The sequence below is a fragment of the Chryseobacterium suipulveris genome, assembly GCF_022811685.1.
Taxonomy (GTDB): Bacteria; Bacteroidota; Bacteroidia; order Flavobacteriales; family Weeksellaceae; genus Kaistella; species Kaistella suipulveris.
Genome location: NZ_CP094532.1, coordinates 2,964,255 through 2,984,606, shown reverse-complemented (window position 1 = coordinate 2,984,606; position 20,352 = coordinate 2,964,255). Strand labels below are relative to the sequence as shown.

At 41.8% G+C, this 20,352-nt stretch carries 17 protein-coding genes; 4 read left to right on the top strand and 13 right to left on the bottom strand.

Annotated elements, in window-relative coordinates; translation table 11 throughout:
* Nucleotides 1-11 precede the first annotated feature (11 nt).
* The 13 genes from ftsZ to mraZ all read right to left on the bottom strand — a co-directional run bounded on the left by ftsZ (nucleotide 12) and on the right by mraZ (nucleotide 16,593).
* Nucleotides 12-1,868 carry a cell division protein FtsZ gene (gene ftsZ / locus MTP09_RS14145; RefSeq protein ID WP_243549288.1) on the bottom strand — a complete coding sequence of 619 codons (1,857 nt, stop codon included), beginning with the start codon at nucleotides 1,866-1,868 and terminating at the stop codon, nucleotides 12-14.
* Nucleotides 1,869-1,886: 18 nt separating this feature from the next.
* Nucleotides 1,887-3,254 carry a cell division protein FtsA gene (gene ftsA / locus MTP09_RS14140; RefSeq protein WP_243549286.1) on the bottom strand — a complete coding sequence of 456 codons (1,368 nt, stop codon included), beginning with the start codon at nucleotides 3,252-3,254 and terminating at the stop codon, nucleotides 1,887-1,889.
* 122 nt (nucleotides 3,255-3,376) lie between these two features.
* Nucleotides 3,377-4,468, bottom strand: a complete 1,092-nt coding sequence (locus MTP09_RS14135; protein ID WP_243549283.1) for a cell division protein FtsQ/DivIB — start codon at nucleotides 4,466-4,468, stop codon at nucleotides 3,377-3,379.
* A gap of 52 nt (nucleotides 4,469-4,520) precedes the next feature.
* Entirely contained in the window at nucleotides 4,521-5,879 is a 1,359-nt protein-coding gene (gene murC / locus MTP09_RS14130; RefSeq protein WP_243549281.1) for a UDP-N-acetylmuramate--L-alanine ligase, read from the bottom strand.
* A 50-nt stretch (nucleotides 5,880-5,929) separates the two neighbouring features.
* Nucleotides 5,930-7,018, bottom strand: a complete 1,089-nt coding sequence (gene murG, locus MTP09_RS14125; RefSeq protein ID WP_243551683.1) for an undecaprenyldiphospho-muramoylpentapeptide beta-N-acetylglucosaminyltransferase — start codon at nucleotides 7,016-7,018, stop codon at nucleotides 5,930-5,932.
* Between the two features lie 111 nt (nucleotides 7,019-7,129).
* The gene (locus MTP09_RS14120) at nucleotides 7,130-8,359 is read right to left on the bottom strand and encodes an FtsW/RodA/SpoVE family cell cycle protein (RefSeq protein ID WP_243549279.1); all 1,230 of its coding nucleotides are present in this window, start codon (nucleotides 8,357-8,359) and stop codon (nucleotides 7,130-7,132) included.
* 4 nt (nucleotides 8,360-8,363) lie between these two features.
* Entirely contained in the window at nucleotides 8,364-9,689 is a 1,326-nt protein-coding gene (gene murD, locus MTP09_RS14115; protein WP_243551682.1) for a UDP-N-acetylmuramoyl-L-alanine--D-glutamate ligase, read from the bottom strand.
* Nucleotides 9,690-9,811: 122 nt separating this feature from the next.
* A complete protein-coding gene (mraY, locus tag MTP09_RS14110) occupies nucleotides 9,812-11,053 on the bottom strand; it encodes a phospho-N-acetylmuramoyl-pentapeptide-transferase (protein ID WP_243549276.1) in 1,242 nt (413 codons plus the stop codon).
* A gap of 125 nt (nucleotides 11,054-11,178) precedes the next feature.
* Nucleotides 11,179-12,639 (bottom strand): UDP-N-acetylmuramoyl-L-alanyl-D-glutamate--2,6-diaminopimelate ligase, encoded by a 1,461-nt coding sequence (locus MTP09_RS14105; protein ID WP_243549275.1) that lies wholly within the window; start codon nucleotides 12,637-12,639, stop codon nucleotides 11,179-11,181.
* Nucleotides 12,640-12,705: 66 nt separating this feature from the next.
* Nucleotides 12,706-14,697 (bottom strand): penicillin-binding transpeptidase domain-containing protein, encoded by a 1,992-nt coding sequence (locus tag MTP09_RS14100; protein ID WP_243549273.1) that lies wholly within the window; start codon nucleotides 14,695-14,697, stop codon nucleotides 12,706-12,708.
* Nucleotides 14,681-15,046: an FtsL-like putative cell division protein gene (locus MTP09_RS14095; RefSeq protein ID WP_243549259.1), complete on the bottom strand. Its 366-nt coding sequence runs from the start codon at nucleotides 15,044-15,046 to the stop codon at nucleotides 14,681-14,683. Before MTP09_RS14095 ends, MTP09_RS14100 begins: the two co-directional genes overlap by 17 nt.
* 41 nt (nucleotides 15,047-15,087) lie before the next feature.
* Nucleotides 15,088-16,014 (bottom strand): 16S rRNA (cytosine(1402)-N(4))-methyltransferase RsmH, encoded by a 927-nt coding sequence (gene rsmH / locus MTP09_RS14090; RefSeq protein ID WP_243551681.1) that lies wholly within the window; start codon nucleotides 16,012-16,014, stop codon nucleotides 15,088-15,090.
* 102 nt (nucleotides 16,015-16,116) lie between these two features.
* Entirely contained in the window at nucleotides 16,117-16,593 is a 477-nt protein-coding gene (mraZ, locus tag MTP09_RS14085; protein ID WP_243549250.1) for a division/cell wall cluster transcriptional repressor MraZ, read from the bottom strand.
* 258 nt (nucleotides 16,594-16,851) lie between these two features.
* Here mraZ and MTP09_RS14080 point away from each other — a divergent pair, with 258 nt between their 5' ends.
* The 4 genes from MTP09_RS14080 to MTP09_RS14065 all read left to right on the top strand — a co-directional run bounded on the left by MTP09_RS14080 (nucleotide 16,852) and on the right by MTP09_RS14065 (nucleotide 20,268).
* Nucleotides 16,852-17,610, top strand: coding sequence for an alpha/beta fold hydrolase (locus tag MTP09_RS14080; protein WP_243549248.1), 759 nt, complete (start codon nucleotides 16,852-16,854; stop codon nucleotides 17,608-17,610).
* Nucleotides 17,611-17,669: 59 nt separating this feature from the next.
* Nucleotides 17,670-18,290 (top strand): ribosome biogenesis GTP-binding protein YihA/YsxC, encoded by a 621-nt coding sequence (yihA, locus tag MTP09_RS14075; protein WP_243549246.1) that lies wholly within the window; start codon nucleotides 17,670-17,672, stop codon nucleotides 18,288-18,290.
* A 12-nt stretch (nucleotides 18,291-18,302) separates the two neighbouring features.
* The gene (locus tag MTP09_RS14070) at nucleotides 18,303-18,755 is read left to right on the top strand and encodes a GNAT family N-acetyltransferase (protein WP_243549239.1); all 453 of its coding nucleotides are present in this window, start codon (nucleotides 18,303-18,305) and stop codon (nucleotides 18,753-18,755) included.
* Between the two features lie 151 nt (nucleotides 18,756-18,906).
* A complete protein-coding gene (locus MTP09_RS14065; protein WP_243549236.1) occupies nucleotides 18,907-20,268 on the top strand; it encodes a T9SS type A sorting domain-containing protein in 1,362 nt (453 codons plus the stop codon).
* Nucleotides 20,269-20,352: the final 84 nt, after the last annotated feature.

The window sequence follows — 20,352 nt, the reverse complement described above, 5'->3', positions numbered from 1 at the left end:
ACATTGCTAAATTAGTCCACGTCTTTATTCAAAAACCTGTTCTCTCTCACCTGCATTTTTCCGTCGTTTTCGGAAAGGAAGGTGTTGATTCTCTGCTCAGAAGCGTTTTCGTGACCGATGGAAATATTTTTTCTTCTGAACGCCGGAACAGTTTCGAAATCGTTTTCCTGTTCGAAGTTTTGGTATCTCGAGTTGAATTCTTTCAGCTTGTTTCTACGCTCCGCAACTTTGTCGCTGGAACTTTTGCTGATGAAGGTGAAGTCTTCTTCTACCTCAAACTTTACGGATTCTTCTTTGGGTTGAGCGATTTTTTCTTCCACCTTTGGCTCAATTTTCTGAACCGGTTCAGGTTGGGTCGCAGCTTTTGGTTGAGGTGTTTCAACTTTCGGCTCCTCAATCGGTTCGTTTACGAAAAAACTGAATTCTATTGGCTTCTCTTCAGAGAAAGAGGTTTTGTTTTCAAGTGGAGTTTCCTGTTTCTTATCTTCTGTTTCGAAGGTGAATGACTGAGATGCAGGTTCTTCGTACAAATCTTCTTCATAAGAGAAAAGATCAAGTTCTGCAGTAGTTTCCTCCTCGTCGATCACGTATTTCTGAATTAGCTTTACTTCTTCTTCAACCGGTTCTTCCAAATCGAAGAATTTTATTTCTGCAGGTTTTTCTACTTCTACGACAGTTTTCTTTTCAACGGTTTTTACCTTGAATTCAGGAGTGTTCAAATCTTCCTCGTCATCGAGAACGAACAAGCTTTTTGTTGCGAAATCTTCTCTTTTGATTTCCTCTCTTTCCACGTTTTGTTTAAACGGAGATTCTTTTTTCACTGGTCTTTCTAAAGAATCCGAAAGTGAAAACTTGATAGTTTCAGTCGGTCCTGAATGTTTGTGATGGTCTTTTGCAAAACCTGTCGCAATCACCAAAACGCTTACGGAATCGCCGAGTTCCTCATCTGTTCCAACCCCGAAAATAATATCCGCGGTGTTTCCTGCCTCTTTCTGGATGTGGTCCATAATCACTCCGATTTCGTCCATCGTAACTTCTTCGGAACCACTTCTGATCAAAAGGAGTACGTTTTTCGCGCCGGTTATTTTGTTGTCGTTCAACAATGGGGAATCGAGTGCTTTTTTCACCGCTTCTTCCGCCTTGTTTTCGCCGGAAGCAATTCCGTTCGACATCAATGCGGTACCTGAATTTTGTAGTACCGATTTCGCATCACGGAAGTCGATGTTAACGTCGAAATATCCCGTAATTACTTCTGCCATTCCTTTTGCAGCGTTGGTCAAAACTTCGTCCGCTTTCGAGAATCCTGATTTGAAACCAAGGTTTCCGAACTGTTGTCGAAGTTTGTCGTTATTAATGACAATCAGTGAATCGACATTATTTCTCAGTTTTTCGAGTCCCACTTCTGCCTGTTCCAATCTTCTTTTTCCCTCAAAACTGAACGGAACAGTCACAATTCCCACAGTGAGAATTCCCATTTCCTTCGCGATTTTCGCAATTACAGGTGCAGCTCCGGTTCCTGTTCCACCTCCCATTCCTGCGGTAATGAAAACCATTTTGGTGTTTTGTCCCATCGCGGCTTTAATCTCTTCGATGCTTTCAATTGCTGCTTTTTCACCAACATCGGGATCAGCTCCTGCGCCGAGTCCTTCTGTCATGGTGATTCCCAATTGAACTTTGTTTGAAACCGGATTGTTGTCCAAAGTCTGCGCATCGGTATTGCAGATCACGAAATCTACTCCGTGAATTCCTCTTTCGTACATGTGTTTCAACGCGTTGTTTCCGCCGCCGCCGACACCAATTACCTTTATTATTGATGAATTTCCTTTTGGTAAATCAAATGAAAATCCTGTGTTGCCCATATTTTCCATAGTATGTATTTTTTAATTTTATTCTACTTCTTCAAAGAACTTTTTTACGCTTTCCATAATTTTCTGGCCGATGGTCAAGCGGTTTGCTTTCTGTTTTTCCCTTGGGATTTCCGGTGTTTCTTCGGTACGGAATTCTGGTTGTTCGGTAGCAGTTTGATTTTGAGTGGATGCTGTTTCTACATTTTCAACTTTTTCTTCCGGTTGTTCCACTCCATGCTTCTTGTCGCGGATCTTTAAGCTTTCCATTAAAAGTCCAATCGCAGTTGCGTATTCAGGCCCTTTCAAATATTGGTTTTTGTCGTTGGCAACATATTCGTTGGCAAAACCAATTCTGCTGTCGAAACCTGTCGTGTAATTCGCTAACTGACGAAGATGACGAAGGTTAGAGCCACCTCCTGTCAATACGATTCCCGCGATGAGTTTTTTCTTTTGCTCAAAAGCGCCGTATGCTTTCAGTTCTGTATTCACCATTTCCAGGATTTCTTCCACACGAGCGTTCACTACTTGCGCCAAAGTTTTCAGCGAGATCTCTTTATCGGGTCTTCCATGAAGTCCGGGAATGGTCACGAAAGTGCTGTCCTTTTCAAGCTCAGGAACTGCGGAACCGAATTTCACTTTCAGTTGTTCTGCGTGTTTCTCGATGATGGAGCAACCCTCCTTAATATCGTCGGTAATGATTCCGCCACCGTAAGGAATTACGCAGGTATGACGGATGATATTGTCTTTAAAGATCGCGATATCCGTTGTTCCTCCACCGATGTCAACGATGGCAACTCCGGCTTCTTTTTCTTCTTTTGTCAAAACAGATTCCGATGAAGCAAGCGGTTCCAAAGTAAGCGACTCCATTTCCAGACCTGCTTCACGAACGCATCTTGCGATGTTTCGGATGCTTCCCATTTGTCCTACAACAACGTGGAAGTTTGCTTCCAATCGTTTGCCGTGCATTCCGATCGGTTCCTGAATTTCGCCTTCGGAATCTACTTTGTACTCCTGCGGAAGAACGTGGATGATCTCTTCACCGGGAAGCATTACCAGTTTCTTTACCTGTTCCTTCAATTTTTCGATGTCGTCTTCGGTAATGTACTGGTCGGGATTTTCCCGCATAATGTAGTCCGAATGCTGTAGCGAGCGGATGTGTTTTCCGGCGATTCCCACCGTAACTTTGTGAATTGGCACGCCTGAACTTGACTGAGCTTCTGCTACGGCGGATTTAATAGACTGAATTGTTTGCGAGATGTTGTTCACAATTCCTTTGTGCACTCCCAAACTTTTTGCTTTTCCAACGCCGAGCACCTCAATTTTTCCGTGGGCGTTTCTTCTGCCGACAATCGCCACAATCTTTGTGGTTCCGATGTCAAGCCCTACTGAATACTCGTGATTTTCCATTTGTATGTCGATTTGATTTTTTTGTCCTACTTTCCCCCAATGGGGAGAAATGTGTCTTGTTTGTGTTATTATTTTATTGGAATATTTTCTAATCCTCCTTTTCGGTCGTTCCTACGGAACTGTTATTCGATTTTTACTTTTGCTTTTGGTTTTGGCTCCGTTTTCTTTTCTGCCGGTTTTGCCGGGGTTTTTGGTTTGGTTTCTGTTTTTTTCGAAGTTTCCTTTTTCGCTGTTTCATGCTTTTTTGGAGCTTCTTTTTTTGTTGGTGCAGCTTCCTTTTTCGCTGCGGGTTTTGGTTCGCTTTCCGTTTTCTTTTTTTCGGGTTCAGCTGCTTTAGGTTTTTCTTTTGGTTTGGTTTCCGGTTTTTTTTCGGTGGGTTTCGCTACAGGTTGCTCATTGAGTTTTCTTTCTGCTTCTTCCTTTTTCTGTGTTAATGCAGGTAATTTTGCCAATTCTTTTTTCGCTGCATTGATCACGCTGTCGTTTTCTTTAAAGTTGGGATTCAGCGTGGTCACGATTTGGTTGTCGTATTTCACTGAAACCTTTTTGTATTTCTCGGGTTGCTGATAAACCAGGTATTTTTCAACAAATGTCTTAAAGCCCTTTACTTTAAAATCAATATTGTTTAAGTCGCCGATTTCCACCTTGTAATTTCCTTCGCTGGTGAGCAATTGGTAATTTCCGTTTTCTTTTGAAATCCCGATGAAGTACTTTTTGCTGAATTCATCGTGGTTGATCTTTTCTACCAGTTCCGCCAGTTTTTCATATTCGGACTTCTTCACATCACCCGTAACCAGCATACACGGAAACGAGTAGTTTTTCGAGATGGGGAATTCTACCCCTTTTTCATCGACATAAAAGTCTCGGTCACCTTTATTGAGGCGGAATACGGGAACTCTTTGCTTGATGTCAAGGTTCAGTTTTCCGTTGAGCATCAAGTACACATTTGCGCTGTCAACTGCGGGTAGTTGTTTGAGCTTCTTCTCTAAATTTGGGATATTGATGTCGCCGATTCTTTTGGTGGGGTTCGATTTTTTTACAATTTCCCTGATATCCTTTTCATCGATGAAGTAAACTGGCTGCTTGGTTTTTACCATATTCACCGCAACTTTTTCCATCGATTTGTCGTTGAATTTCCTCAATGAAAAACTCAGCAGAAATCCGAAAATGATTACTGTAGTTAATATTTTTAATATTCTGAATTTGTTTTTCATAATCCTCTCCCTAAATCCCTTTATTATAGCTTTTTCGTAGCGTCTTTGCGTTTTACTTCTTGCTCAACCATTCAACAATTGAATCGTACAGCGTGTCAATATTTCCGGCACCGACTGTGAGCAGTACATCGAAATCTTTTTCTTTTATTTTATTAAAGCTTTCACCCAAAGTTGAAACTTCCTTTTTGTCTAATTTCACTTTTTCTAAAAGCCAGTCCGAAGTCACGCCTTCGAAATTTTCCTGAAGTTCGCGTGCTGGATAAATGTCGAGCAAGATGAGTTCGTCGGCTTGGTTTAAACTTTCTGCGAAACCGTCTGCAAAATCCCGAGTTCTGCTGAATAGGTGCGGCTGAAAAGCGACCAGCAATTTTTTTTGTGGATAAAAATGCTTGATCGAGCCAATCACCGCGTTGAGTTCCGTCGGATGATGCGCATAATCGTCGATGTATATTTTTCCGTTTTCAAAAGAATGTTTGGTGTATCTTCTTTTAATTCCCTTAAAGTTGGCAATTCCCAGTTTTAAAGTTTCGAAATCCACTCCGAAACTGTTCAGCAATGCGATTGCGGCCGTTGCATTTTCCACGTTGTGGATTCCAGGGATTTCCCAAACGAAATCATCCGCTTCCGCATTTGGAGCGTGGAAATCGAAGTAAATCTTATCACCGACTTCGCGGATATTGTCGGAATAGAAATCAGCTTTTTCGTTGACAGCGTAAGTTTTGGCGCCTCTTCCGATTTGGATTCCCTTTCTGATAAAGAGATGCTCGTTTTCGGGAACGAGATTGGCAAAATCACGGAATCCCTGTTCGATTGTGGCTTTGTCGCCGTAAATATCCAAATGGTCCGCATCCGTGGAAGTAATGATCGCCCAATCTGGAGAGAGGTTGAGGAAACTTCTGTCGTATTCATCAGCTTCGACTACGGAAACTTGGTCGCCGTTGAAAAGGAAATTCGATTTAAAGTTTTCCGCGATTCCACCGAGGAAGCAGGAGAACGGAAGATTCGCCTCGTTGCATAAATGCGCCACCAAAGACGAGGTCGTTGTTTTTCCGTGGGTTCCCGCAACTGCGATGCAATCGGTGTTTTCGGTGATCATTCCGAGAACTTTTGCCCGCTTCAAAACCGTGAAACCATTATCATTAAAATAATTCAGAATGTCAAGTTTCTTGATGGCGGGAGTGTAAATGACGAGCGTATTTTCTTTGTCTAAATTTTGGATTTTGTCATTAATACTATCTTCAAAAACAATATCGATTCCCTCCGAAATCAGGGCAGAAGTCAGCTTGGTTTGGGTCTTGTCGTAACCGAGCACGGTTTTGCCGGATGCATTGAAATAGCGCGCCAAAGCACTCATTCCGATGCCGCCGATTCCGACGAAGTAGAAGGTTTGATATGTTTTTAAATCTTTCATATTAGATTGGAGACTAATAGATTAGAGATTAGAGACTTTCATCTCTTGTCTCAAATCTTTAAGTCTGATGTCTTTATTATATTATCCACAATTTCCTTTGCTGCATTGGGTTTTGCGAAGAATTTCAAGTTTTCTGACATTTCGTTTCGCAACTGCTCATTCTCGCAGATTTCCATTAAAGTCGGCAGAAACTTTTCTTTCATTTCGGTGTCTTTCACCATTCTTGCTGCATTTTTTTCAACCAAAGTCAGCGCGTTTTTGGTTTGATGGTCTTCCGCAGCAAACGGAAACGGAACCAGTAACACAGGTTTCTGCGCCACCGCCAGCTCCGAAATCGCAATTGCTCCCGCTCTCGAAACAATCACATCTGCAGCAGAATATGCCATTTCCATATTCTTAATAAACTCGACAATCTGCAGGTTACGGTGCTGCTTCGATTCGGTTTCAGCCAAAATCGATTGGTAGTCGGTTTTCCCAGTTTGCCAAATCAGCTGGAAATCTTTTTCTAAAATTGTGTTCAAGTTGTCCTTCCAACCGTTGTTCAATGTTCGTGAACCTAATGAACCGCCGACAGAAAGAATGGTCAGTTTGTCTTTATCCAATCCAAGCTTTTCTTTTGCCGCACTCCTTTCCATTAAATCCGTAATAATATTCTTCCGGATCGGATTTCCTAAAAACAAAGTCTTAGTTCCGTGGAAAAACTTCTCCATTGCTGGATATGCGGTAAAAACTGCTTTCGCCTTTTTGGAAAGGAAAATATTCGTTTTTCCTGGAAGCGAATTCTGCTCCTGAACAAAAATCGGAACCCCCAATCGTGAAGCGGTAAACAAAGCTGGCCCACTTGCAAAACCACCTGTTCCCACCGCAAAATCAGGTTTGAATTCCCTGATCGTTTTTCTCGCCTTCAGCAAACTGGAAACAATCTTGAATGGCAGTTTGAAGTTGCTCAACAAATTTCCACGGTCGAAACCAGCGATGTTCAGTCCCACAATTTTGTATCCCGATTGCGGAACCTTTTCCATCTCCATTTTTCCGTTCGCACCGATGAACAGAAATTCGGCATTCGGAAATCTGCTCTTGATTTCATCGGCAATGGCGATTGCAGGGAAGATGTGTCCTCCTGTTCCGCCGCCGCTCATCAGAACGCGGAAATTCCCTTTTTTCCCAAAGGGGAGAAATGTGGTTGTTTCTATGTTCTTTTTGTTTTCCAATTTTTCTTTTTTTTAAGTTCCCTTTGGGGGTTTAGGGGATTAGGCGATGTCGTTAATTTCTTCTATACTTTGCTTTTTGCCCATTCCTTCTTCATCATATACCTGGATTCTTGAACTCACGTTGAGAATCAGACCGAGTTGGATATAGGTTACTAACATCGACGTTCCCCCGTAACTGATTAATGGAAGCGGTTGTCCCGTTACTGGGATTAGATTGACCGCGACCGCAATATTTACCGCGAGTTGCACGAAAATCATTATCCCTAAACTCAGTACCAGTAAGCTACCGAAAAATGCGGGCATCTTACTCGCAATCATCACGATCCTAATAATCATAATCAAGTAGAGCGCGATGAGAAAGAGTGCGCCGAAAAACCCATATTCCTCAACGATGATGGCGAAGATAAAATCGGAAGCCGACTGCGGAAGCATCTGTTTCAAGGCGCTTTTTCCAGGACCCATTCCTGTAATTCCGCCGTGAACGATCGCTGCTTTTGCCTGCATCACCTGATAGTTTTTGGCCTTTAAACTTTCGTCTTCAACATCGGTCGTTTTCTTTGAATTGGTGAAAGTTTCTATACGGCTCATCCAGGTATGAACACGGTTGTTTTCGATCATGTCGGTTTTCAGAGCGAGGAAGAAGAAAATCCCAATCGCAATACCCGAAATTCCCACGAAACCGAAAATATATTTTTTACTCAACTGTCCGATCAGCATTACCGCAAGTGAAACCATCAGAATCATCAATGCGGTAGATCCGTTGTCTTTCGCAACCAAGCCGAAAACGAGAAGAACTGGTCCGAAAATGTAGAAGATATTCTCAATCGGAAGTCGCTCTCTCTTGATTTTTTTGGTTAAATATCTACACAGATAGATGATCAGCATTAAATATGCGAATGATGACGGCTGAAACGAAATCGGTGTTCCGGGAATTTTCAACCAACGTGAAGCGGAAGCGCCGTCGATTTTTTGGCCTGTAAACATGGTAATTCCGAGCAGAATCACCATAAATCCTAACAGAATCGCACTGAGTTTGCCGATATGTTCATATTTGAAAACGCCAACTCCGCGCATGATTGCCAAACCGAGAACCACAAAAAACATGTGTTTGATGAGGTGCGAAGTCGTGGTTCCGTTGTTCACGATATACTCCAGATTGGAACTCGCAGAATATACAGGGAACACCGAAAAGAACGAGATCAGCAAAATGACCGTCCAAAGTACTTTGTCGCCTTTTAAAAGTTCGAATCTGTTTTCTGCTTCCTGCATTTTCCTATTTTAAAACTTCTTTTTTGAACTGTTCGCCTCGGTCTTCATAATTTTTGAAGAGGTCGAAACTTGCACAACACGGTGATAGCAGAACGGTGTCTCCACTTTTTGCCAAAGATTTTGAAACCTTGATCGCTTCCTCCATACTTGATGTGCTGTAGATCGTTTCCTTCTTATCTTTAAAGAAATCGATAATCTTCTGGTTGTCAATGCCTAAGCAAACAATTGCCTTTACTTTTCTTTTGACCAGATCCTCGATTTCGGTATAGTCGTTTCCTTTGTCCACGCCGCCTACAATCCACACTGTCGGCTGTTTCATGCTTTCCAGTGCGTAATAACAAGCGTTGACGTTGGTTGCTTTGCTGTCGTTGATGAATTTCACTCCGTCGATTTCCGCAACATTTTCTAATCGATGTTCAACTGCCTGAAAGGTCATCAAAGAATTTCTGATACTTTCATTGCTGATGTTCAATATTTTACCTGCGATGGATGCGGCCAAACTGTTCGCAACATTATGATTTCCAACGAGGGAGAGTTCGTCGATCTTCATCATAAAGTCATCCGAAAGTTTCACCTCGATTTCTTCTCCATTTACGAATCCACCTTCTCTTAGTTTTAGCTTTGTAGAAAACGGGATCATCTTCGCTCTGATTTCCAGTTTTTCCAAGAGCTTCATGCTCATTTCGTCGTCTTTATTATAGATGAAGAAATTGTCGTTTTCCTGATTTTCTGCAATCCTGAATTTCGCCAAAGCGTATTCCTCATAATTGTAGTTGTACTGATCCAGGTGGTCCTGACTTAAATTTAACAACAGCGAAATGTGCGGTCTGAAATTCTGAATGTCGTCGAGCTGAAACGAACTCACCTCCAAAACATAGTAGTCGAAATTTTCGTCTGCAACCTGCTTCGCAAAACTTTTCCCGATGTTTCCCGCTAAACCTACTTTCAAGTCATCATTTTTCAGGATGTGGTAGATCAGCGAAGTCGTTGTTGTTTTTCCGTTGCTTCCTGTGATTGCCACGATTTTCGCGTCGGTGAATTCTGATGCAAACTCGATTTCTGACGAGAGACGAATTCCTTTTTGGTGGATTTTCGTGATGATTTCCGCTTTCTTGGGAACTCCGGGAGATTTCACAATCCAGTCTGCAGCGAGGATTTTTGCTTCGTCATGGTTTCCTTCTTCATACTCGATTCCAGCTTCGTTCAGGAGTGATCTGTATTCGTCTTTAATCACACCTTTATCGGAAAGGAAAACTTCCATCCCTTTCTTTTTCGCCAGATAAGCTGCTCCGAATCCGCTTTCTCCGCCTCCTAAGACAACGATCTTAATCCCCTTTTTCCCCAAAGGGGAAGCGGTGTTTTCATTCTGCATTTTGAGATTAGTTTCCAATTTTCTTTATTCTATTTTTTTTCGATCTTCTAACTTTGGACATCCGTCTTCGGACTTCTCTCTTATCTGATTTTCAGAGTAATCAAACAAACAATCGCGAGCAACACCCCGATAATGATCATTCGGTTCACGATTTTGCTTTCGTGGTAACCTTCCTTTTGATAATGGTGGTGAAGTGGCGACATTTTGAATAACCTGTTGTTTTGGGCATATTCTAACCCGTATTTTCTTTTTCTATATTTAAAGACTGCAACCTGCAGCATCACCGAAATATTCTCGATAAGGAAAATTCCGCACAGCACAGGAATGAGTAATTCTTTTCTTAAAATGATTGCCAAAACCGCTATTACACCGCCCAACATCAAACTTCCCGTGTCGCCCATAAAAACTTGGGCAGGATAAGTGTTGTACCAGAAAAAACCGATGACGGCTCCAACCAAAGCGAGGGCGAAAATCGTGGTTTCTCCCATATTCGGAAGGAACATAATGTTAAGGTAATCGGCAAAAATGATGTTCCCTGAAAGATAAGCGAAGAACGCTAAAGTGAGCAGTATGACGACGCTTGTTCCTGCAGCGAGTCCGTCGATTCCGTCGGTAATGTTGGCTCCGTTTGAAACTGCGGTCACGATGAAAATCACAATCGGGATGAAAACCAACCACGACCATTCATGGGTTTCTTCAGGCGACATCCAGAACAATATTCCGCTGTAGTCGAACTCGTTGTTTTTCACAAACGGCACGGTGGAAACCGTTGATTTTTCAGTCGGCATAAAGTTTCTCTCCACATTGTTTCTGTTCACTTCTTTAGCATCGGCGTATTTTCTTTTTACCGTGATTTCGGGGTGAAAGAACATGGTAACTCCCACAATCAGTCCCAAACCAACCTGTCCGATTACTTTGAATTTTCCGCTCAGTCCGTCTTTGTTTTTTTTGATTTTCTTTAAATAATCGTCGATAAACCCGATTGCACCCATCCAAACCACAGAAATAATCAGCAATACGATGTACACATTGAAGATTCTGGTGAACAGTAAAACTGGAATGAGCGTCGCCAAAATAATGATCAAACCACCCATTGTCGGCGTTCCCTCTTTCTGTTTCTGTCCTTCGAGACCGAGATCGCGCACCAATTCGCCCATCTGTTTTGTACGCAGGTAGTTGATGATTTTCTTACCATAAACCAACGCGATGACCAGCGAGAATAAAACCGCCATTCCCGCACGAAACGATATAAACTTGAGCATGCCGAGTCCCGGAATGTGGATTCCGTGGGAGGTGAGGTATTCGTACAGGTAGTATAACATTTTCTAAAATTTGTTAATTCTCTTCGTTGTCAATTTTGCTTCGCAAGTGAATTTGCTTTGCGGTCAATTTCTTAATTCACCATTCACTTTCTTTGAAAAGGAAAAATTCACTATTCACTTTTTTATTATTTGCTCATCATTTTTGCCAGTTCTATTATGGTTTCCTTGTCGTCGAAATGTTGTCTTTCTCCGTTGATTTCCTGATAGGTTTCATGACCTTTTCCGGCGACGAGGATGATGTCTTTCGGTTCGGCAAACTTTATCGCCATTTTTATTGCTTCTTTTCTGTCGGGAATTGAAGTGTATTTGCTGTAATTCTGCGGTTCAACTCCCTGTTCGATTTCTTTGATGATTTCGTTCGGGTTTTCTGTTCTCGGATTGTCTGAAGTGATGATTGCCAAAGTAGATTTGCGCGTTGCGATTTTCCCCATTTCTGGTCGCTTTGCGTGATCTCTGTCGCCACCGCAACCGAAAACCGTGATGAGCCGCTCGTTTTTTGTTCTGATTTCGTTGATGGAATCCAGCACGTTTTCCAAAGCATCGGGAGTGTGCGCGTAATCGACGATGAAGAAAATTCCGCCGTCGGATTTCAAAGTTTCGAACCTTCCTTTTACCCTTTGAAGTTTTGAGATTGCCTGCAAAACATCATCATCGTTGAAACCGCATTCCACCGCAACTGCAAAAGCGAGCAACAGGTTGTAAGCGTTGAACTTCCCAGTCAAAGTGGTCCAGAATTCTTTTCCGTTAAAGTTCAAGAGCATCCCGTTGAAATCCACTTCCAGAATTTTTCCATGGAAATCGGCCATCGTTTTCAAAGCGTAGGTTTTCTTCGCAGCTTTGGTATTCTGCAACATTACGTTTCCGTTTTTGTCATCGAGATTGGTGATGGCGACAGCTTCTGGAGAAAGTTCGTCGAAGAATCTTTTCTTTACCTTTAAATATTCATCAAAGGTTTTGTGATAATCGAGATGATCGTGGGTAATATTGGTAAATCCGCCGATTTTGAAATGAAGACCTTCCGTTCTGTTCTGGTGGATTCCGTGGGAAGAAACCTCCATAAAAGCATATTCACAACCGCTTTCGACGGCTTTGTTCAAAATTTTATTTAAAGTCAGAACATCGGGAGTAGTGTGGGTCGACGGAAAAACTTCATCACCGATTCGGTATTCTACTGTTGAAATTAATGCAGATTTAAAACCTAAGTTTTTGAAGATATCAAACAATAAAGTTGTCACCGAAGTTTTTCCGTTGGTTCCTGTAATGCCGATTAAATCTAATTTTTCTGATGGATTCCCATAGAAGTTGGAAGCGAGTTGGCCCAAAGTTTTTGACGAATCCTTTACCTTGATGTAGGTAAGATGGTCGTCTAAAATTTCAGGGAGTTTTTCGCAAACAATTACGGTACAACCTTTCTCTGCCGCAGAACCGATAAAAGAATGTCCGTCGGAAACAGTTCCTCTCACTGCAACGTACAGCGAGTTTTCAACAGCTTTTCTGCTGTCGAAAACGATTTCTGAAACTTCTGGATTTTCATTTCCGAAAATTTCAAGAACAGGAATTCTGTTTAACAATTCTTTTAAAAACATTTTTTTGTTTCAGGTTTAAGGGTTCAGGTCGCAAGTTGTACTTGTTTCTTTTTCCTTGTTTCTTTTTTAATTCTGTAATTGCAGATATATTCTTTGGTTTTTATTAATGATGGTTCCTTCTAATGGAAACTGCTCTCTAATTCTTCCAACGCCTTTAAAATCAACCCGATATCCTGCGTTTTCCAGTTGTGGGATGACGTTTTTTCCGATTTGTCCGACCACATTCGGCATTTGATTTCCATTAATGGCGAGGTTCGTGTTGGGTTCGATCATTTTGCTCAAATCCACTTTTTTGTCGACCAGCATTTCCTGCTCTATATTTTGTGGCGTTTTCAGGAATGTTTTTCCTGCAATCTCTTTAAACACCGGTGCTGAAACGGTTGAACCATAAAATCCTTTGGAATTGTCGGGTTGGTTGATCATCACGATGCAGGTGTATTTCGGGTTGTCACTCGGATAAAACCCAGCGAAGCTCGCCTGATATTTTGCGGGACCTGGTTTCCAGTACTCGAATCGGGCGGTTCCTGTCTTCCCCGCCATTTTTAGATTCGGGGTGAAAATACTTTTTGCCGTTCCTTTCTCAACTGCTTTGGTGAGCGAAGCGGTCATTAAATTAATCGCTTTTGTGGACGCCATTTTGTTGACCATCACCTGTGGTTTTGCTTCATAAAGTACGGTTCCGTCTTTCATTATTTTCTCAATGAAGAGCGGTTTCAGCATTTTGCCTTTATTTGCGATTCCATTGTAGAAGGTGGTGAGCTGCAGAAGATTAAATCGTGATGAATATCCGTAAGAAAGTGAGGCGAGTGTTGCCGCATTCCATCTTTTGTCGTCCGGAGTGACGATGAAAGGTTTGGTGATTCCAGGGAGCTCGATATCCATTTTGTCGAACATTTTCCATTTTTTCAAATGGTCGAGGAAGACTTTTGGTTTGTCGGCATAAAACTTCGTGATCAGCTTTGCAGAACCCACGTTGCTGGATTTTGCCAAAACATCAGAGATCTCGTAAGTTCCGCCACCGTGTCCGTCAGAAATTCTTTGTTTCGCATAAGTCCAAACTCCGTTTCCGACATTTACGGTTGTGTTTTCATCGATAAATCCGTCATCCATCGCGGCAAGTAGCGAAACGGTTTTGAAAGTGGAACCAGGTTCTGTAGCGTCTTTCAGTGCGTAGTTGTAGGCATCGACATAAATTCCAGGTTCAGTTCTTCGGAGATTGACCATCGCTTTTACCTTTCCTGTCGCTACTTCCATCACTACAACGCAACCGTGGTCTGCATCAAAATTGACCAGCTGTTTTTCCAAAGCAGAATGTGCGATATCCTGAATTCTTAGATCAATAGTGGTGTGAACATCCTGTCCGTCGATGGGTTCGTTCACTTTCCAGTAATCGATTGGTTTCCATTGGCTTGAGTTTACTCTTTGCTCCAGTCGGGTTCCGTCGGTTCCCGTTAAATATTTAGAGAAAGCGCCCTCTAAACCAGATTTGGAAACACCGTTGTCCATCCCGATTGTTCCTGCTCCGATCTGTGTTGTGGCGAGTTCGCGTTTGAAATTTCGGTCCACAATGAAACCGCCTTTGTTTTTTCCTTTGTTGAAAATCGGGAACTTTCTGATGCGGTCGTAATCGTCGAAATCAAGACCTTTAACAACTGAGTAGTATTGGTTTTTTGCCTTTTTCTGTTGGTCAAAACGGTCGCGGAAATAACTTCTCGGTTTTCCGAACATGGTCGAAAGCGAATCTGTCAAAGCACCGATGTTGGCATTGTAAATGGTGTCCTTAATCGTTTTGAAATCCACATAAACATCGTATCTCATCACCGTTGTCGCGAGAATCGAGCCATCGGAAGCGTAAAGGTTTCCGCGTGCAGCTTTCAGGGTTGCTTCACGGTAATTCTTGCTGATGTAGTCGTCCTTGATTTCCTGCACGTTGGTGTTCTGCAAGACGAGAATTCTGCCCAAAAACACCACAAACAAAATGAAGGCAAACCCCGCGAAGAAGTAGCCCCACCTCAAAGTTTTTGAGCGCTTTTTTTCAAAATCATTTTGTACCGCCATTCGTGCTATCTAATTTTATCAGTAGTTTATGTGGGTGGCTTTCGAGTGAGAGCAGGGAGTCCTGAACCATTTCTTTTCCCAGTTCGGATTCCAGTTTCACCTTAATCAGCCGACTTTGAGCGTATGCATTTCTGGATTTGTACTCTTCAGTCTGTTCTTTCAGTTCGTTAACCTGTTCAATTTTTTTACTTACCAAGTGGTTGCTGTAAATCATGATCATCAGGAGCAAAAACACCAACATAAAGTATTTGTAATGAATTTTCACTTCATCACGGTTCAGAAAATTCCCTTTTATGATGTCGATAAAAGTGAGTTTTTTCTGTGGGCGATATGTTTTTCGTTTTGCCATAAGCAGATTTCAGATTTTGTCTGATGTATAGAATCTGTGGTCTATAATTTTGTTCCTGTCCTCAATTTTGCACTTCTCGCTCTTGAGTTTTCCTCTATCTCTGCATCATCGGGAATCACCGCTTTGTTTTGCAGAAGTTCAAACGCTTTCGCATAATTTCCGTAGATGTCGCGGGAAGGTTCACCTTCGAACATTCCGTTTTTCAAGAATCTCTTTACCAATCGGTCTTCAAGCGAGTGATACGAAATCACCACCAACCTTCCATTGGGCTTCAGAATTTTGTAGGATTGAAGGAGCATTTCCTTCAGCACCTCCAATTCCTGATTTACCTCGATCCGCACTGCTTGAAAAACCTGCGCAAAAAATTTGTTCTGCTTGTGCGGCGGGATGAAGCTGAAGAGGTTTTTCAGATCCTCCGTGGTTTCTATTTTCTTCGTTTTTCTTTGATGAACGATTTCTCTTGCTAGTTTTCGGGCTTCGCGAAGTTCGCCGTAGTGGTAGAAAATATCTGCCAATTGCTCCTCTTCATAATCGTTGATGACTTTTTTAGCGTCGAGCGACTGCATCACATTCATCCTCATATCCAAAGGTGCGTTGCTTCGTGTGGAAAAACCGCGTTCCGCTTCGTCGAACTGGTGAGATGAAACTCCCAAATCAGCGAGGATTCCGTCTACTGCATTAATTCCGTACATCAGGAGTGAATTCTCCAGAAATCTGAAATTTTGGTTGATGAGCGTGAACCTTTCATCGTCGATTGTATTTTCAAGAGCGTCTAAATCCTGGTCGAAACTGAAGAGTTTTCCTTTTTCAGAAAGCCGTTTCAGGATCTCCCTCGAGTGGCCGCCTCCTCCAAAAGTTACGTCCACATAAATTCCGTCGGGATTCGTCACCAAATCATCAACACTTTTCTTCAGCAATACGGGATTATGATATTCCCCCTTTCCCCCAAAGGGGGAAAAACTCTTCACATCATTATGGTTGCCTTGCTCGTTCAAAATATTTTTAGTCGTATGAAAATCAAAAAAGATTTCTTAATGCTTAATAATTCTCAAAAAAACCTAGCGCGATTTTTAAGGAATGTTCTCCCCTTCGGGGGAAAGAGGGATATTCCCCATCACCTCTTCGGTAAGTTGGGCAAAGTCGTTCTCGTCGGTTTTGATGTTTTCTTCGTAAGCGGCTTTATCCCAAACTTCGAAATAGTCGATCATTCCCGCGATTACCACTTCTTTTTCAAGATTTGCAAAGGTTTTCAAGTCTTTAGAAATCAGGATTCTTTCGGCTTTGTCAATTTCTATGGTTTTCAAACCTGCAGTGTATTGGCGGATGAAGTCGAGGTTTTTCTTTACGAATCGGTTAAGTTTGCCAATGGTTTCCATTCGTTGGTTCCAGGATTTCATTGGATAAACTTCGAGGCAGTTTTGAAAAACGGCGCGCTTCACTACAAAGTCACCTCCGAGGTTTTCCAAATGCTTAACCAATGACGAAGGCAGTTTCAAGCGGCCCTTGTCATCGATTTTGCACTCGTATGTCTCGTAGAAATTAATCATTTGGGACAAATTTATATAATAATTTTGAAATCTTCCCACTTTTTCCCACTTTTTGACATAATGTTAATAAGTTTTGGTTTTATTAATTAACCGACTGATTGAAAAGCTGTTAAGAACGGTTACGTTTTTGTTGCGGGAATTGAAAAAAAAAGTTTCCCCTGAATGTCGGTAATGAAAGAATAATCGCTAATTTTAAATCCGAAAAATAAATTTTGGTGTTTAATTTGTATTTTTGCAATCGCCTATTGAGGAAGCTTTATGTTATTTAAGACTAAAAAAAACAAAAAATTCAATTATCTGGTTGAAGGCGATGGTCAACCGATTGTTCTATTGCAGGGATTGATGGGAGGTTTGAGCAATTTCACCAAATTGATTTCTTATTTTTCGTCGAGGGGATACCGTGTTTATTTCCCGGATCTGCCGATTTATGATTTGCCTGTACTGAATACGAATCTTACATCGATCGCAAAATTTGTTGTCCGATTTATTGAGGAAGTGGTGGGAGAACCCGCGACTGTAGTGGGGAATTCCATGGGTGGTCACGTTGGATTGATCCTGACTTTATCTAGACCCGACATCGTGAAAAACCTTGTGCTTACAGGGAGTTCGGGATTGTATGAACGGTCATTCGGTGACAGCTTCCCAAGAAAAAACGACAGAGAGTATATTAAAAAAAAGGCGCAGGAAGTTTTTTTTGATCCTTCGGTTGCAACCGAAGATCTTGTGGATGAGGTATTCACCATTGTGAACGACCGTGGAAAGGGAATCAAAACCGTGATGCTTGCGAGAAGCGCCATTAAACATAATATGGAAAAGGAGCTCCACAAAATTCAGGTTCCGACGTGTATTATCTGGGGAAAGCAGGATAATGTGACGCCGCCCGAAGTTGCGATTGAAATGGACCGCCTGATTCCCGATTCGGAATTATTTTGGCTCGATGAATGTGGACACGCCGCGATGATGGAGAAACCGGATGAGTTTAATGAAATCCTATACGGTTGGTTACAGAGACATTAATATATGAAGTGGGAGTTTAGCTTCCATTTTTTGTTGAGTTTAATTTGAAATAAAGAAAAATGGTTATCAAAACTGCAGAATTTGTGAAGAGCAGCGGGAAATGGCAGGATTGTCCGGAACCCAAAATCCCCGAGTATGCTTTTATCGGGCGCTCCAACGTGGGAAAATCTTCGCTCATCAACGCGATGCTGAACCGAAAGGATTTGGCAAAAACTTCTCAAACTCCTGGAAAGACGCAGCTCATCAATCATTTTCTCATTAATGAAAATTGGTATTTGACGGATTTGCCGGGATACGGTTATGCGAAAGTTTCGAAAAGCCAAAGAAAGGACTTCGAAAAACTCATCACCAATTATATTTTGAACCGAAAGAATCTGGTTAACCTTTTCGTGCTGGTCGATTCCAGACACTCGGCGCAAAAAATTGATCTGGAGTTTATCGAATGGTGTGGTGAGAATGGAATCCCTTTTTCAATTGTATTTACCAAGGCAGACAAACTCAAGGGAAATGCCGCAACTGCCAATGTCGAAAAGTACAAAGAGGAGCTTCTGAAAACTTGGGAAGACTTACCTGAAACCTACCTTACCTCCGCGGAGAAAAAAGAGGGTGGAGATGAAATTTTGCAATTCATCCAAACGACCAATGAATTTCTTGAGAAAAACCACGTGAATTTTGAGTAAGAATTTCAGCAAATGAAAGAAACCGTTTGGAAAATAAAAAAATTTGAAGACCTTACAACAGAGGAACTCTACCAAATTCTCAAAGCGAGGGTCGATGTTTTTGTGGTGGAGCAGAACTGTCCGTATCCCGAACTGGATGATTACGATCAGGAAGCCGTTCATCTTTGGGCGGAGAAGAACGGGGAAGTGATTTCCTATTGCAGAATTTTTGATATCGATATTAAATATAGTGAAGCATCGATCGGTAGAGTTTTAACCAAAATCAATTATCGGCATTTGAAACTGGGTTCGGTTTTAATGCGATTGGCTTTGGCAACAATCGAGGGTAGGTTTGGGACAAGAAAAGTCAGGATATCTGCACAGGATTATCTTTTGAATTTCTACCAGAGCTTCGGTTTTCGTGATACCGGAAAAAAGTACTTAGAAGATGACATTCCACATACGGAAATGTTTAAAAACGAATAGGTTATCGCAGTAATTTCATTATTAGAGTTGCCAATGTTTTGAATATTATGTTGATTGAAACTAAGATGATTAATTAAAAAACATATAATAATATTTGCATATTATTTCAGAATTATATACTTTTACCAAAAATCATTAAACTTATAAGATTATGAAAAAACTTTTACTTACTGGCTTTGCGCTGGTTGCAATGATGGCTACGGCACAGAATTCTTGGGTGGCACAAGCAACAAACTTTGCTGCTAACTTTGGAGTAGACGAGATTAAGATCGTTGATGCGAATACTGCATGGACTTTTGCTTATGATGGATCTGGAGCAGGAACTTACCCTAAAGTAGTTTCTAAAACTCTTAATGGCGGAACCTCTTGGTCGGCTAGACCTGTTTCGGGCTTAGCTTCCAATGCTTTAATTTCTGACATTACCGCAATTGATGGTAATACTGCGTGGATCGCAACTGCTCCTTTTTCGAGTGGTGTGACAGCTAATGGGATATGGAAAACAACTGATGGTGGAGCTACCTGGACGAAGCAGGCGAATGCTTACAACCCAGCGAACGCAGCATCGTTTGCAAATCACGTTCATTTCTGGGATGCGAATAACGGATGGACAAGTGGTGACCCCATCAATAACAAGTTCGAGATGTATAAAACATCTAACGGAGGGACTACTTGGACAGCGGTTTCCGGAGCTTTGGCACCAGATAATTCTGATGAATTTACTTATGTTGGAATGAAAGATGTTCAGGGAGATGATATTTGGGTAGGAACTTCAATTGGAAGAATTTTGCACTCCGCTGATAGAGGAACAACATGGACAGGAGCTTATTCTCCAGTTCTTGATTTTGGAGGGGTTATTACTTCCGGTTCTTCTGGTCATTTAGCTATGAATGCTGACAAAACCCACGGTCTTTTAATAGCTGTTGATGGTGCAGCTGCGGGGCAAACTCTTTCTGCGGCACTTTATTCTACAGCAGATGGTGGTCAAACTTGGGATCCTGTTACCCCAACCGGAACTTGGTACTTTGGGGATGTTGCTTATGTTCCTGGAACAGCAAGTACTTATGTGACTACTGGTATCAACTTCAACAATAATGCTTGGTTGGGATCAGCTTATTCTACTGACGGTGGCTTAACATGGAATAGCATCGATACAGGTGAGCAACGTGGTAAAGTAGCATTCTTGAACCCAACTACAGGATGGGCAGGACAATTCTCTGATGGTCCTGGTGGAACCAAAGGTATCTTGAAATTTTCCGGTAATTTAGCTCTTGCAACTTCAGAAGCTGGCGTGAAATCTAACCTTAAGGTTTTCCCTAACCCTGCTTCAGACGTAGTAAACATTACATCTAACAAGAAAATTGAATCAGTAGTAGTGATTGATCTTTCTGGTAGAGTCTTGACAGCTGCAAAAGGCAGCCAGGTAAACGTATCCTCACTAGCGAAAGGAACTTATATGCTTCAAGTTCATTATGGAGGTGGTGCAGTTGAAAACACCAAACTTATCAAAAAGTAATAATTTACTTTAATAAATCTTTAAAAGGTCTGTTTATTCAGGCCTTTTTTATTTACCAATATTACTCGGCATTATTCCGTATCT